This is a genomic window from Xanthomonas cassavae CFBP 4642, from assembly GCF_000454545.1.
Lineage (GTDB): Bacteria > Pseudomonadota > Gammaproteobacteria > Xanthomonadales > Xanthomonadaceae > Xanthomonas > Xanthomonas cassavae.
Map to the genome: position 1 here is coordinate 1,377,477 of NZ_CM002139.1, position 13,986 is coordinate 1,391,462.

Consider the following 13,986-nt stretch of genomic DNA (forward strand, 5'->3'; position numbering starts at 1 on the left):
CCTGATTAGCCCTGACCATCAGCCGCCTGTCGCAGGATCTGCGCCGCGCTGGGTGGATGCTGCTGTCACCTGAAGCCAACGAGGTGGCGTGATGAGTATCAATGCCGTGCAGTTCCAAGCGGGATTGTCGATGCCTGAGTTCTTCGCGTCCTACGGCACCGAAGCCAAGTGCTATCGCGCGCTTTACAAGTGGCGCTGGCCGCAAGGCTTTCGTTGCCCTGTTTGTGCCGGACGCGTGCGCTCGCGTTTCAAGCGGGGTGCTGCGATCTACTACCAATGCAGCGCGTGCCGGCATCAGACCAGCCTGATTGCAGGCACGATGTTCGAAGGCACCAAGCTGCCGCTGCGCACCTGGATGCTGGCGTTGCACCTGCTGACCTCGACCAAAACCAACATGGCCGCGCTGGAGTTGATGCGGCATCTGGGCGTCAACTACAAGACGGCCTGGCGGATGAAACACAAGATCATGCAGGTTATGGCCGAGCGCGAATCCATGCGGAAACTGGCGGGTTTCGTGCAGATCGACGATGCCTATCTCGGCGGCGAGCGTAACGGTGGCAAGGCCGGACGCGGATCGGAGAACAAACAAGCGTTCCTGATTGCGGTGCAGACCGATGCCACCTTCACCGCGCCGCGCTTTGTGGTGATCGAGCCGGTGCGCAGCTTCGACAACACCTCGCTGCAGGACTGGATTGCCCGTCGCTTGGCGCCCGAATGCGAGGTCTACACCGATGGGCTGGCCTGCTTCCGCCGGCTAGAAGACGCCGGCCACGCGCACACCACGCTGGACACTGGCGGTGGTCGTGCCGCGACCGAAACGGCCGGTGCACGTTGGCTCAACGTGGTGCTGGGCAATCTCAAACGCGCCATCAGTGGCGTGTATCACGCCATCGCGCAAGGCAAATACGCAAGGCGTTACCTGGGAGAAGCGGCCTATCGTTTTAATCGTCGATTCCGCTTGCGCGAGATGCTGCCACGACTTGCCACGGCCATGATGCAATCCACACCATGCCCAGAGCCGGTTTTNTGCTGCCACGACTTGCCACGGCCATGATGCAATCCACACCATGCCCAGAGCCGGTTTTACGTGCAGCGAGCAATTTTCATGGCTGAGAGTCGGGGCTAATCAGGAGAGTTTTTACTGGAACTTCTGATTCGGTTTATGGGGGTACTCCGGCTAGAGCGGTTGAACGGGCTGCGGTAGCTGCTATACAGTCGGCATGGACAGAAATGTATGGTAACTGTGCTTTGTCAGGCTACAGCTACCAACCGCGTAATACATATTATGCTGCTTCAGCAAGTGTGAATTGTACAAAGCCTGGTCAATACATTCCGGTGGTGGTTACCTTTACTTTCTCAGGGGCAACTGATCCATTATTTGATAATGCACTTCGTACGGAAAGTAGTGCAGTCGATACCGCAGTGATGCGTTCTGAGGCTGCGGCTCATGCTGAAGGATATTCAGAATGTGTGCTGAAGGGTTATAGCACTTGGAGGCCTAATCCTCCTCTTGAGCTTTGGGCGGCCAGCGCGGTTGTTGATTGTAAGAAGAGTGTAAGCGTCATTCAGCCCTAGTCGCGAATTGATTGAGCACAGGTTTTGCACGCGATGCTGCAATTGTCATCGCCACGTGCGGGCGAACCCTGCAGTTGGCCGCGGCTGGGTGAACTCAATCTGTTGCCGGACGCGCCGGAATGCTTGGCCGCTGCCTGTGCAGCCATGCCGCCGTTGCACCCGGAGCTGCCATCGGCGATCGGCCACGCGGTGCCGCTGCGCTGGCGCAATGTGCTGTGCGACACCGCCTTCGTCGCCTTGCCGAACGAAGGCCGCTCGGCCGATGGCGACATGAATGCCCTGGCCACCCGCTGGCCGGCCTGGCACGCCCGCCTAGCCGGCTTCCTGATGCACGACCCGCCACGTGCGCAGCGCGATCAGCTGAGCCAGCTGCTGGCCAACCTGCCGCCGCCGGATCCACAGCGCACGCTGTTCGATTCATAGGCGTCTTGCGAACACGCCTGCCAAGGTTTGTCGGGCCGTCGCAGCGATGGAAAGGAATCACGTTGCAATGATGCGTGGCACCAGCACCACCGAGAAAAGTGCTGAATGCTGTGCGTCGATCCCTCATCCCCAAATCCCAAGTCCCGGCGCTAAAGCGCCGACCGCATCGGTGCCTCGGTCCGTACCACCACATCCAGTGCATCGTGGCGCCAGGATTCGATATCCAGCTCCACTGCACGGCCGTCTTCGGCGAAGCTGATCCGCTGCAGCCGGAAGCAGGGTGTGCCGGTAGTGGACTGCAGCAACAGGGCTTGCGCGGCGTCCAGCCCGGCCGGATGCATCGACAATTGCGCGCGGCTCAGGAACAGCCCGAGTTTCTGGTTGAACACGCTCGACAGCGAGCCGGCCAGGTCGTGCTCCAGCAGGCCTGGCGCCCAGGCGGCCAGCACCACGTTGGTTTCCAGCAGCACCGCGCGGCGGTCGATCCAGCGCCGGCGTTGCAGCACGAAGACTTCTTCGTACGGCGTCTCCAGCCGTAGCGCGGCCGCGTAGGCAGGCCCCGCTGCCTGCCGGGTGGCACTCAACAGCTCGGTGCGCGGTTTGCGCCCTTGCGCCGCCACGTACTGCATGAAGCCGGCGATGCTGGTGGGGTCGTAGCGCACGCGCGGTGCGCTGACGAACCAGCCGCGCCGGTTCTCGCGGTAGATGCGGCCCTGCGCTTCCAGTTGCTGCAAGGCCTCACGCAAGGTGATGCGGGTGCAACCGAAGCGTTCGGCAAGCTCGCGCTCCACCGGCAGGCGCTGATCCGGGCCCCATTCGCCGGCGGCGATCTGCGCGGAGACGATTTCGGTGATGGCGTGTTGGCGCGACGCGCTCATGCGGCGATCCGCCGACGGTGGCTGCGGCGCAGGTGCAAGGCAGTCAGATGAGAGAGGTGCATGCGGCGATGGTAAAGAAGAACGCGCCCGCAAACCGCAGGTGGCTCAGGCAAGGCCTGCCGGGTTCTGCTGCTGTTGGGTTTTCCAGCTGCGCCATCCATACAGCGCCAGCAGCACGAAGCCTGCATACAGCAGTGCGGTGGGATACAGCCCCTTGCTGACGAACACGCCCACGTAGACGCAATCGAGCACGACCCACAGTATCCAGTTGGCGATGCGCTTGCGTGCGGCCCAGACGCTGGCGACCAGGCTGAAGCTGGCCAACGCCGCGTCCAGCCACGGCAGTGCGGCATCGGTGCGGTGATGCATGTAGGCACCGAGCGCGGCGGCGAACACGGCACCGATGCACAGCGAGATCCACAGCTCCGCCTGCGGCATCGGCAAAGGGCGAATGCGCGTCTGTGCCGCCATCCCGCGCTGCCACTGCCACCAGCCGTACAGCTGGGTCAGCACGTAGACGCCTTGCAGCAGCATGTCCGAGTACAGCTTCCACTGATAGAACAGCCAGCCATACAGCGCCACCGCCACGATGCCGACCGGCCAGCACCAGCGAATGCGCCGCGCGGTCAGCCAGACACCGAACAGGTTGATCACGACGGCGGCAGATTCGAGCAAGGACATGGAAGGTCTGGGGAGGATGTCTGATGGAAGAGGGATCGAGGGCAGAGACCCAGAACAGTTCAACGCGAGCGTGCGAGCAGGCCGAGCGCGTTCATCGCCTGCAGCCGTGACCTGCAGCGCACTCGGCCCGCGCAGCACCGCTGTCGCGTAACCCATGCAGCTCACACGTCAGCGGATCGCATGGCCGCATCGGCTGCGTTTAGAAGTCCAGCTGCACGGTCAGACGCGCCGTGCGCGGCGCGCCCGGGAACAGATAGGCATCGCCCTGGTATTCGCCGCTATCGCGCCAGTACCGCTTGTCGAACACGTTGTCCACGTTCAGGCGCCAGGTGGTGGCCAGCCCGCCCAGTGCAGTGGCGTAACGCGCGCCCAGGTTGGCCACGGTGTAGGCCAGCACGCTGGCGTTGCCGAGCCGGTCGGCGAACTTGCGCCCGCTGTATTGCACGCCTGCCAGCAGCGCCAGGCCATCGATGCCGGGCACGCTGTAATCGGCCTGCAGGCTGGCGCGCAGCTTGGGCACGTTGATGGCCTGGTGGCCTTCGTACTCGGCAATGTCGGTGTCTTCGGCGCGGGCGCGGATGGCGGCAACGCTGGCGAAGATGCGCAGCTGCGCGGTGGCCGCGCCATCGGCCGACAACTCCAGTCCACGGTTGTGCAGGCGGCCCTGTTGCACATAGCGCAGGCCACCATCGGCCTGCGGCTGGGTGAACTGGTAGGCCTGGCGGATGTCGAACAGCGCCGCGCCCAAGCGCAGGCCGTCGAAATCGAATTTTGCGCCGGTCTCCAGCTGGTACGCATTGGTCGGCGGCAGGATCTCATCGGCGTTGTCGGCAAACCACGGGGCGGTGCCGCCGGCGGCCAGGCTCTTGGCGTAGCTGGCGTACAGCGATACCTGCTGCTGCGGTTTGAACAGCAGCGCGGCCTGCGGCAGCAGCGTGTCCTTGCGCGTGCGTCGCTCCAGCACGCCATCGCGGTCGAAGCTGCGCTCGTCCAGGCGCACATAGCGCGCGCCCAGCGACAGCTCCCATTGGGAACCCAGTCCAATCCTGTCGGCGACCACCAGGGCACGTTGGCGGCTGTCCAGGCGCCGTTGCTTCGGGTCCAGCGCGACATCGGTCTGTGCAAACACTTCGGGGTCGCGGTCGATGCTGCCGCTGCCGACGAATTCGTTGACCGAACCGAAGCGGTCGATGGTGCGGCGTAGCCAGTCGCCGCCGATGCTCAGGCGGTGATCCAGCGTGCCGGTGAGCACACGGCCTTCCAGCGTGGCGCGCAGTTGATCGTGCACACGGGTGTCGTCGGGGCTGCGGTAGTCGTAGACGTCGTACTCGCCTTGCGCACTGAAGAAGTTCGGTGTGACGCTGTCGGCGCAACTGGCCGCGCCATAGCAGCCCCAGGCGAACGCAGAGAAATCGTTGATCACCGAACGGCTGCGCGACGCCTCGGCGGTGGCGCGCCACTCGTCGTTGAACTGGTAGGCATAGCGCAGCTGCGCGTTGAGCGTATCCATTTCCACCGGACGTGCCCACGGCTGGTAGCCGAGCAGGCGGCGCACCTCGATGTCGCGTGGCACCTGCGTGCCACCCAGCAGCTGGTAGCCCGGCACTGAGCGCTGTTGCCGATGCTGATATTCCACGTCCAGCTGCAGCAGCGATTGCGGGGTGATCTTCCAGTCGCCGGCCAGCGACAGGAAATTGCGATAACCGTCGGCGTGGTCGACATAGCTGTTGATGTCCTCGCGCGCGGCATTGACGCGCAGGCCCAGGCTGCGCTCGGCGCCGAACCAGTCGCCCAGATCGGCGGCGATGTAGCGCGAGCCCTGCTCGTCGGTGCCCAGGGTCACGCTGCGCACGTGCTCTGGGCGCTTGGTGCGGTAGTCGATCAGCCCGGCCGGTTCGTTGACGCCCGATTGCAGCCCGGCCAGACCTTTGAGGATCTGCACCTGCTGCTTGTTCTCCAGCGCGATGGATTGCTCGCCCACTGCGCTCAGCCCGTTGATGCGGTAGCTGTTGGCGGCATTGAGCGAATAGCCGCGCACCACGAAGTTTTCGTAGTAGCCGATCGGCGCATACGCATCGCCGGCCGAGGCATCGGCACGCAGCACCTCGCTGAGCACGCGCGTCTGGCGATCGAGCAGTTGCCCGCGCTCGATCACTGCGATCGAGGCGGGCGCATCGAGCAGGCCGGTGGCGCCGAAGCCGCCCAGTGCGGTGGCGGTGTCGCTGCGTTCGCCACGCACAGTCACCGCGTCCAGTTCCACCGCGTCGGCGTCGGGGCGTTGCTGTGCCAGCGCTGGCGCGGCCAGGCAGAGCGTCAGTGCGAGCGTGAGCGGGCAGCGGGAGAGCAGGGTGGGGCGCAATGCAGGCATGCGAAAGACTCGAGAGAAGAAGAAAGCGCTCATGGCGAGCGGCGCGCACGCGCGTGCAGATGCGCGAGCAGGTCCTGGCCATCGGCGCTGGCGAACCAGTCCGCATGGCCGAGCAGGTACCGGTGATAGGCGATGTCCACGTTGTCGGCGGAACGGGTGATGCCGGCGAAGTATTCGATCTCGCTCAGCGCAAAATCCGCATGCACGATCGGCAACAGCGCCGCCAGGCAGCACAGCTGCGCCCCCGTCAACGGGCGGTGCAGGGCGTACCCGTCGAGCAAGGCATCGAGCTGGGCGAGTTCGGGCCGCGCGCGCGCGCCGGCATCCAGCTGCAGCCAGGGCACCAGGTTGCGTTCGATGGCGGTGGCCAGATCGAACAGCGCGCTGCTGCAGTCGCTGAGGCCGAAGTCGAAGATCGCGCTGACCGTGGCGTGGCCGTCGGCGTCGGTGGTCCAGAGCAGGTTGGACGCATGCCAGTCGCCGTGCGTCCACAGCGGCGGCATCGCACCCGGCGCAGACAGCAGCGGCCAGGCCCTGGCATGCCAGGGCAGCAGATGGGTGGCCAGGTCGCGTTGCCATGCAAAGCGCTGCAGGGCCGCTGCCAGGTGCGGCCGCGTCGGCAGCGTGCGCTGCAGCGCCAGCAGTGGCTCGGCCTGCGCGAACAGCTGCAGGTTGGCGACCAGCACGCTGGTGGAACGTGGCGGCGCATCGAAGCCCTGCGCCGCGCGGTGCAGTTGTGCCAGCGCCACGCCCGCCGCCTGCGCATGGGCACGGTCGGCGAACGGCGTCCACGACAAGGCGTCGCGGTACAGGTCCTGGCCGGCGCCGACGCGTTGCACCTCATAGACCCACTGGTCCTGCGCCAGCGCAGTCTGGCCGCCGGCCGCATGCAACACCTCCACCACCGGTGCGCCGGCCCAGCGCAGATGCGCCATGAAGCTGTGTTCCTCACGCAAGGCCGCGGCACTGCGCACGCTGCAATGGTGGCGCTTGACGATCACCGGCCCGGCGGCGGTCTGCACGCAGGCCGCTGCGGAGAACGGACGCGCGCTATGCCAGCGCACCACCTCGCCACCACCGATGCCGGCGAACCGCTGCAGCACGCGCTGGATCTCGTCCACGGTCAGGGCAGGCCAGTCCGGCAGCGCCAGCCCCAGGCTCATGCCGTGGACCTGATGGGTGGCACTCATCGGGCACCCCATGGCGGGCGCGCTACAGGAATCGCCAGTGGTATAGACCAGCGCGATGGAGGCGTATCAGCCAGGCCGGTGCGCCGGCCGGTGAAACGAAGGACGGCGCTGCCGGGCCGTCGTTGCCGCGCTGGCCGCATCAGGCCGCCGCGAGGCAACAGGTGAAAAGGCAGCGGCAAACCACGCGGTTGCTGGCTGTCATCACTGGAATCGAGTGTGGGGTTGCGCCGCGAACGGCACCGACGCAGGTCGCTGGGCCGCTGTCGGGCGCGCAGTATGCCCGCTGCCGATGCCGTCCGCCATGCCGGCGTCCCGTCGGCGCTGCCAAGAAGCCGGGCGCTGACGTCGACGGTTCGCGGGGTGGCCGGGCCGGCGCGGTGGGTGGCTGAAGCGTGGCGGCGCGTCGTGCGGTACTGTGTCGCGGGCAACGAGGTTGCTTGGCGTCAGTGAATTTGTCGGGCCACGGGCGTGCCATCCAAGCGCTGGTTGGAATGCCGCCGGACCGCCCTGTGCTGCGTGCAGATGCCCGGAGGGTCACCTGAGCGCCGGGTGGGCGCTCGATGCGCATGCCATGGCGCGCGCACGCCTCGCCACCGGATAATGCGCGGATGACCCCTGTCCAGATCGCCGCTGTCGTCGTGACCTACCAGAGCGGCAGCACCATCGATGCCTGCCTGTCGCGGCTGCGTGCGGCCGAGGGCATCAGCGAAATCCGCGTTGTCGACAACGCCTCCAGCGACGACACCCTGGACGTGGTGCAGCGGCATGCCCTGGCCGATGCGCGCGTGCATTTCATTGCCAACCCGGACAATCCCGGCTTTGCCACCGCCTGCAACCAGGGCGCGCGCGACTCGCACGCCCCGTGGCTGGTCTTCATCAACCCGGACCTGATGGTCGAGACCGACACGCTGGCGCAGCTGTGCGCCCGTGCCGCCGGGCACGCCGCAGTGCTGTTGGGAGTGGAACAGGTGGACGAACAGGGCCGGCCGGATGCGGCCGTGCGACGGCGCGACCCCGACTTTGCGGCGATGCTGCGTGCGCCGCGTGCCGCCGCCCAACTGGCGGTACCGGCCGACCCGTCCACGGCATTGCAGCGGGTGGATGCTATTTCCGGCGCATTGATGCTGATGCAGCGCAGCCTGTTCGACCGGCTGGACGGCTGGGATGACCACTACCGGTTGCATGCCGAGGATCTGGACCTGTGCCGGCGCGCGCGCCAGGCCGGTGCGCTGGTCGCGGTGGCCAACGATCTACAGGTGGTGCATGTGCGCGGTGTCTCCAGCCGTGCCCGGCCATTCTTCGTGGAATGGCACAAGCATCGCGGCCTGTGGCGGTATTTTCGCAAGTTCGAGGCTGGCCAGCGCCGCCTGCCGACCCGGGTTGGCGTCTGGCTGGCGATCTGGACCCATGCAGCCGTCCAGGTGCCCAGATTGTTACGTGCGAAATGACTTCCGCGCGTTAAATCGGTGATAAATTTGTGATGGGGACGCGTTCGCAGCTGTGATACGTTGCGCGACGAAGTGTGATCCAGCCCGTGCTTCCTGTCCCTAACGGGTCCCCCATCAGGAATCGTACAAATGTCTCCAAAGAACGACCCGCGCTTGCGGGTACGTCAGTCGTGTCTTGCCTGCCTGCAGTCCAGTTCGGTTGTTTGCACGACCGGCACCCGTCGTCCATCTTGCCGCCTGCCACTGGCCGCAGCGTCGGTCCTTGCCCTGGGCTGTGCGCTGCCGGGTGCTGCCATGGCTGGTGCGTGGACCCAACCGGAAGGCGACACGCTGGTGATCGTCAAGGCGTTGCATAGCGACGGTCGCGGATGGTTTGACGACAGTCATCACCGCACCACCTTTGGCGATGGGCAGCAATTCGATGGCAACGGGCGCAGTCGCCAGGACCAGCTCAATGTGTATGTCGAGCATGGGCTAACCGAGCGGCTCAGCTTCATCGGCAATTTCTATTTCACCGATGTGGGTTTCAGCAACCACGATGCCGCCAGCGGGCGGCAAAAGACCTCGACGACCGGCTTTGCCGATCAGGAAGTCGGTCTGCGGTATGCATTGCCAAGTGGGCAGGACGACGTTTGGCGCAGTTCGGTGCAGGCGCTGGTCAGCATTCCCGCCTATGGCCGCAGCAAGACTTACCATCCAGACAATCCTGACGCCAATTCCGACCCTGCGCTTGGACTGGGCGACTATGGGCTGGAGCTGCGCTACAGCCGCGGCCGTGGCTACGCGCTGGGTGGCCGTAATGGCTATGTCGACCTGGGCGGCGCAGTGCGCCTGCGCGGCAGTGCGGCGTCGGACGAAGTGCGGGTGGATGCGTCCACGGGCTTGAGCCTGACCCCGCGCTGGTTGCTGCTGGGCGAGCTCAACGTGATCCAGGGCTTGGGCAATGGTCGTGGCAACGTCGATGTGGCCGGCACGGCCGGCGGCGTCGGCTTCGTCGCCACCGGCACCAACTACGACCTCACCAAGCTGCAGCTGTCCACGCTGTACACCGCGCCGGGCGGCAGCCAGTGGCAGCTGGGTTACCAGCAGCCGGTGATGGGCCGCAACACCGGTGCCGCAGGCGGGCCCTTCGTGGCCGCCTGGTGGCGATTCTAAGGACGCCACGCCATGACGGTCACCTGCGAAATGGATGCGCTGGGACGGGCGCCGGACATCGGCCGCGAACGCGGGCTGCTGGGTCGTGCGCTGGTTTCGGCAGGCGTCATCACCGATGAGCAACTGCGTGCGGCGCTGACGCTGCAGCAGCGCTGGAATTCGCGCCTGGGCGACGTGATCCTGGCCCAGCGCGGCGTGCCGGCGCAGCGCTTCTACGCCATCGTGGCGGCGCACTTCGGGCTGGAATTCGTCGACCTGGTACAGCAGCCGCCGGATCCGGCGCTGCTGGTTCCCGGAGATCTGGACAGCTATGCGCAACGCCTGCTGCTGCCGTGGCGGCGCGAAGATGGCGTGCTGGTGCTGGCAGTGGCCGACCCGGACCCGGCGCTGTTCGCCTGGGCGCGCGCGCATTACGGCGAAGAGGTGCGCTTTGTCGGCACCGCCAAGTTCGACATCATCTGGAGCCTGCAACGCCATGCCGACGAGCAGCTCACCGACAACGCACTGAACCTGCTTGCCGCACATGCGCCGACTTATTCGGCGCGCCAGGTGGTCACGCACGGGCAGAAGATCACGCTGTGGGGGCTGGCCGCCCTGCTGGTGGTGACGCTGGCGGTGTTTCCGGTGCCGGCGCTGATTGCCGTCAACGTGCTGGTGGCGCTGGGCTTTCTGGCCACCTTCGGCCTGAAACTGTCGCTGGTGTGGTTCGGCTCGCGCCACCGCATCGACATCAAGGTCACCGAGGACGAAGTGGCCGCGCTGCGCGACGACGACCTGCCGGTCTATACCGTGCTGGTGCCGATGTACAAGGAGCCGGAAGTCCTGCCGATCCTGGCCAACGCGCTGCGCAAGCTGGATTACCCGATCAGCAAGCTCGACGTGAAGCTGGTGCTGGAGGCCGACGACTTCGAGACCATCGAGGCGGCCAAGAAACTTGGCCTGGAAGCGTTCTTCGAAATCATCCGGGTGCCGCCGTCGCAGCCCAAGACCAAGCCCAAGGCCTGCAATTACGCGCTGCATTTTGCGCGTGGCCAGCTGCTCACCATCTACGACGCCGAAGACAAGCCCGAGCCGGACCAGCTCAAGCGCGTGGTGGCCGCGTTCCGCAAGGCCGAGCAGGACGTGGTGTGCATCCAGGCGCGGCTGAACTACTACAACGCCGACGAAAACTGGCTGACGCGGAAGTTCACGCTGGAGTACACGCTCTGGTTCGACTTCTACCTGCCGGCGCTGGAATACCTGCGCATCCCGATTCCGCTGGGCGGCACCTCCAATCACTTCCGCCTGGATGTGTTGCGGCAGGTGCGCGCATGGGATCCGTACAACGTCACCGAAGACGCCGATCTGGGCGTGCGGCTGATCCAGAACGGCTACCGCGTCAACGTGGTGAACTCCACCACCTTCGAAGAAGCCAACGTCAGCATTCCCAACTGGATCCGGCAGCGCTCGCGCTGGCTCAAGGGCTACATGCAGACCTGGCTGGTGCACATGCGCGACCCGGTGCACCTGTATCGCAGTACCGGGTTCAAGGGGTTCTGGGGTTTCCAGTTCTTCATCGGCGGCGGATTTTTCACCGCGCTGGGCGTGCCGGTGCTGTGGGCGCTGTATGCGGTATGGATGCTTACCGGCACCACCATGTTCGAACGGTTCTTCCCGCCGTGGCTGGCGGCGGTGTCGCTGGTCAATCTGCTATTGGCCAATGCGTTCTTCATCTACATCACGCTGGTGGCCGCGTTCAAGCGCGACTACTTCAAGTTGGCGCCGTATGCGCTGACGGTGCCGTTCTATTGGGCGTTGCAATCGATCGCCGCCTACAAGGGGCTCTGGCAGCTGATCCACAATCCGTTTTACTGGGAGAAGACCACGCATGGCATCAGCAAGCATTCGGAAAACGAGCGCCGCGCCGCACTCGAAGAGTGAGCCGGCTGCCGCGCGTCGCGACAGCGGCCTGCCGGCGTTCCTGGTGGCGGTGGTGGCGCTGTCGCTGCTGAGCCAGCCATTGCTGGTGCAGTCGCTGGGTAGCGCCGCACCGGTGGCCGCCCCCGGCGTAGGCGTGCCGGCCAGCGGTCTGCTGGCCTGGGCGGTGGAGCTGGCGCTGCATCGCTGGGATCTGCCGTTCCAGGTCTGGCCGTTCTTGGCCGTGGCGGCCAATGCCCTGTTCCTGTCGCTGCTGTGGCGCGATCTGGCCGGCGTGTTCGGGCGTGGCTGGGCCAGCGGACTGACCCTGCTGGTGGGCTGCAACCCGCTGTTCCTGCTGCCGATCGCCGCTGGCGGCAGTCAGGCCGTGGGCCTGCTGGCGTTCTACGGGTTGTGCCGCACGCTGCGCCGCCTGCAGGCGCCGGTGGAAGCCTTCACCTACCTGCGCATCGCCGGGTGGCTGTGCATCTTGCTGTGCCTGGACCTGCAGACGCTGGCGCTGTCGACGATGGTGGCGCCGTGGCTGTTGCTGGTGATGCCGCCGCAGATGCTGCGCAAGGCGCCGGGGTCGTTCTACCTGGTGTGCTATCTGCCGTTTGTCTTTCTGGTCGGCATGTGGGCCTACGTCAATCTGACCGTGTTCAACGCGCCGTGGCCGACGCTGTCGAGCATTGCGCAGGGCGCGCATCCGCTGCCGGTGCCGCTGGCCGCGCAGGCGGAAGGCTGGCTGCCGGCGGTGCGTTGGGGTGTGGCCGCACTGGTGTGCTTCCCGGTGCTGGCGCTGGTGGTGCGTGCGCGCAGTGCGGCGCTGGCCCGTGGCGTGGTTGCCAGCGCCGGGACCGTGATCTGCGCTGCGGCGCTGTCGTTCGCCTTCGGCTGGGCCGGGTTCGATGCGCTGGTGCTGCTGTGGGTGCCGGCCGCGTTGCTGCTGCGCGCCTTGCAGCCGGACCAGCGCAGCCAGGCAGCGGGCTTGCTGCTGCTTGGCCTGCTGGGTGCAGCCTGGGTGCAACCGCAGGGCTGGGGGAGCTGGCTGCGCGCGGTGCCGGCCGACGAACAGGCGCTGCTGCAGGGCGAGGCGGTGGTCATGACGGCGCCGGCCTCGCCGCCGTTGGGGCGCGCGGCAGCGCAGCCGGCGAATGCGCCGGTGGTGGAACCGCAGGACGCAACGCAGCCGCCATCGGTGCTCGGTGCATCGACGCTGGCCAGCGCCCCCGACGCAGCCCCAGGCCCGAGCACCGGCACCATGGCGCCGCCGGACACCACACATGCGACCCTGGGCACGACCCACTGCGTGCAAGGCACGGCCGCGTCGACCAGCGAGGCAGCGGCTGCATGTTCAAGCGCGTTCTGACCTCCGCTGCGGTGCTGGGCGTGTGCCTGCTGGCCAATGGCTGTAATGCGGCCGCGCCGATGTGGATGGGCGCCAACGTCAAGGTCTCGGCCAACGCGCCCTGGGAAAGCTCCGCCGCCGCGCGGTCGCTGCAATCCCTGGCCGCTACCGGTGCCAGCAAGGCCTTGCTGGTGGCGTTCGTGTGGCAGGCGACACCGCACTCCAACGACCCGGTACTCGGCAGCGACAGCAACCTGGAGGCGATGCGGGCGGCGCTGCGCCAGAGCCATCGCGCCGGCCTGAGTCCGACGCTCAAGGTGCATGTCTGGATCCCCGGACACTGGGCTGGCGAGGTGGCGCCCGACGACCGGGCAGCCTGGTTCGCCGCATATCAGAAGGCGTTGTTGCCGCTGGCACAGCTGGCCGTGGACGAACACGCCGAGGCGCTGGTGATCGGCACCGAGCTGCGCAAGCTGCAGGACGCACCGCAATGGCCGGCGCTGGTGGCGGCGGTGCGCAAGGTCTATCGCGGCAAATTGTTGTACGTGGCCGATGGCATGGAGCATGCGGAGAGCTTCCGTTACTGGTCGCTGTTCGATGCGGTGGGCACCAGCCTGTATCCGCGCCTGCCCGAAGCAGCCAAGCCACGCACCCAGGAAATGACTGCCGCCGCGCAGCGGCTGCAGCAGCTGGGGCAGCGCGTCGGCAAGCCGGTCTGGGTGGCCGAGCTGGGCCTGCGCTCGGCGCGCGGCAGCCTGGCGGCACCGTGGGAAAGCCCGGAGCAACGCACCGCAGCGGTGGATACCCGTCTGCAGCTGCAGGTGCTGCAGCAATGGCGCACGGTCTTGCAGGCACACGGCATGGACGGCATCGCCCTGTGGTGCTGGTACACCGACCCCAAGGCCGGCGGCGCGGGCGACAGCGACTTCACCGTGCAGGGCAAGCCGGCGCAGCAGGTGCTGGCGCGCTGAGTAATTGCGCCTGGCAGTCCCCAAGGACATGCCTTGCGCAATTTTCGAGG

Annotated in this window: 9 protein-coding genes and 2 pseudogenes; 7 read left to right on the forward strand and 4 right to left on the reverse strand. The window is 66.4% G+C overall.

Annotated elements, in window-relative coordinates; translation table 11 throughout:
* Positions 1–91 precede the first annotated feature (91 nt).
* A pseudogene (locus XCSCFBP4642_RS0105995) lies at positions 92–1,049 on the forward strand (IS1595 family transposase); the annotation flags it as partial.
* Positions 1,050–1,586: 537 nt separating this feature from the next.
* A pseudogene (locus XCSCFBP4642_RS24200) lies at positions 1,587–1,998 on the forward strand (glycosyltransferase); the annotation flags it as partial.
* A 149-nt stretch (positions 1,999–2,147) separates the two neighbouring features.
* Here the strand turns inward: XCSCFBP4642_RS24200 and XCSCFBP4642_RS0106005 are convergent.
* The 4 genes from XCSCFBP4642_RS0106005 to XCSCFBP4642_RS0106020 form a co-directional block, all read right to left on the reverse strand.
* A complete protein-coding gene (locus tag XCSCFBP4642_RS0106005; RefSeq protein ID WP_029219006.1) occupies positions 2,148–2,876 on the reverse strand; it encodes a UTRA domain-containing protein in 729 nt (242 codons plus the stop codon).
* A 105-nt stretch (positions 2,877–2,981) separates the two neighbouring features.
* Positions 2,982–3,557: a nicotinamide riboside transporter PnuC gene (pnuC, locus tag XCSCFBP4642_RS0106010; RefSeq protein WP_029219007.1), complete on the reverse strand. Its 576-nt coding sequence runs from the start codon at positions 3,555–3,557 to the stop codon at positions 2,982–2,984.
* A gap of 199 nt (positions 3,558–3,756) precedes the next feature.
* A complete protein-coding gene (locus tag XCSCFBP4642_RS0106015) occupies positions 3,757–5,925 on the reverse strand; it encodes a TonB-dependent receptor (RefSeq protein ID WP_029219008.1) in 2,169 nt (722 codons plus the stop codon).
* Between the two features lie 29 nt (positions 5,926–5,954).
* Positions 5,955–7,115: a phosphotransferase enzyme family protein gene (locus XCSCFBP4642_RS0106020; protein ID WP_029219009.1), complete on the reverse strand. Its 1,161-nt coding sequence runs from the start codon at positions 7,113–7,115 to the stop codon at positions 5,955–5,957.
* Between the two features lie 608 nt (positions 7,116–7,723).
* Between XCSCFBP4642_RS0106020 and XCSCFBP4642_RS0106025 the strand changes: the two genes are divergently transcribed.
* The 5 genes from XCSCFBP4642_RS0106025 to XCSCFBP4642_RS0106045 all read left to right on the forward strand — a co-directional run bounded on the left by XCSCFBP4642_RS0106025 (position 7,724) and on the right by XCSCFBP4642_RS0106045 (position 13,936).
* The gene (locus XCSCFBP4642_RS0106025; RefSeq protein WP_029219010.1) at positions 7,724–8,563 is read left to right on the forward strand and encodes a glycosyltransferase family 2 protein; all 840 of its coding nucleotides are present in this window, start codon (positions 7,724–7,726) and stop codon (positions 8,561–8,563) included.
* A gap of 129 nt (positions 8,564–8,692) precedes the next feature.
* Complete coding sequence (locus XCSCFBP4642_RS0106030) at positions 8,693–9,718, forward strand: hypothetical protein (RefSeq protein WP_029219011.1); 1,026 nt, start codon at positions 8,693–8,695, stop codon at positions 9,716–9,718.
* Positions 9,719–9,730: 12 nt separating this feature from the next.
* Positions 9,731–11,638: a glycosyltransferase family 2 protein gene (locus XCSCFBP4642_RS0106035; RefSeq protein WP_029219012.1), complete on the forward strand. Its 1,908-nt coding sequence runs from the start codon at positions 9,731–9,733 to the stop codon at positions 11,636–11,638.
* Between the two features lie 49 nt (positions 11,639–11,687).
* On the forward strand, positions 11,688–12,986 hold the full coding sequence (locus tag XCSCFBP4642_RS0106040) for a hypothetical protein (RefSeq protein ID WP_029219013.1): 1,299 nt from the start codon (positions 11,688–11,690) through the stop codon (positions 12,984–12,986).
* Positions 12,968–13,936, forward strand: coding sequence for a glycoside hydrolase family 113 (locus XCSCFBP4642_RS0106045; RefSeq protein WP_029219014.1), 969 nt, complete (start codon positions 12,968–12,970; stop codon positions 13,934–13,936). Before XCSCFBP4642_RS0106040 ends, XCSCFBP4642_RS0106045 begins: the two co-directional genes overlap by 19 nt.
* Positions 13,937–13,986: the final 50 nt, after the last annotated feature.

What these genes read in the sequence shown, in the direction of transcription:
- XCSCFBP4642_RS0106005 (WP_029219006.1), bottom strand. Translation starts at nt 2,876, where the DNA reads ATGAGCGCGTCGCGCCAACACGCCATCACCGAAATCGTCTCCGCGCAG.
- pnuC (WP_029219007.1), bottom strand. Translation starts at nt 3,557, where the DNA reads ATGTCCTTGCTCGAATCTGCCGCCGTCGTGATCAACCTGTTCGGTGTC.
- XCSCFBP4642_RS0106015 (WP_029219008.1), bottom strand. Translation starts at nt 5,925, where the DNA reads ATGCCTGCATTGCGCCCCACCCTGCTCTCCCGCTGCCCGCTCACGCTC.
- XCSCFBP4642_RS0106020 (WP_029219009.1), bottom strand. Translation starts at nt 7,115, where the DNA reads ATGAGTGCCACCCATCAGGTCCACGGCATGAGCCTGGGGCTGGCGCTG.
- XCSCFBP4642_RS0106025 (WP_029219010.1), top strand. Translation starts at nt 7,724, where the DNA reads ATGACCCCTGTCCAGATCGCCGCTGTCGTCGTGACCTACCAGAGCGGC.
- XCSCFBP4642_RS0106030 (WP_029219011.1), top strand. Translation starts at nt 8,693, where the DNA reads ATGTCTCCAAAGAACGACCCGCGCTTGCGGGTACGTCAGTCGTGTCTT.
- XCSCFBP4642_RS0106035 (WP_029219012.1), top strand. Translation starts at nt 9,731, where the DNA reads ATGACGGTCACCTGCGAAATGGATGCGCTGGGACGGGCGCCGGACATC.
- XCSCFBP4642_RS0106045 (WP_029219014.1), top strand. Translation starts at nt 12,968, where the DNA reads ATGTTCAAGCGCGTTCTGACCTCCGCTGCGGTGCTGGGCGTGTGCCTG.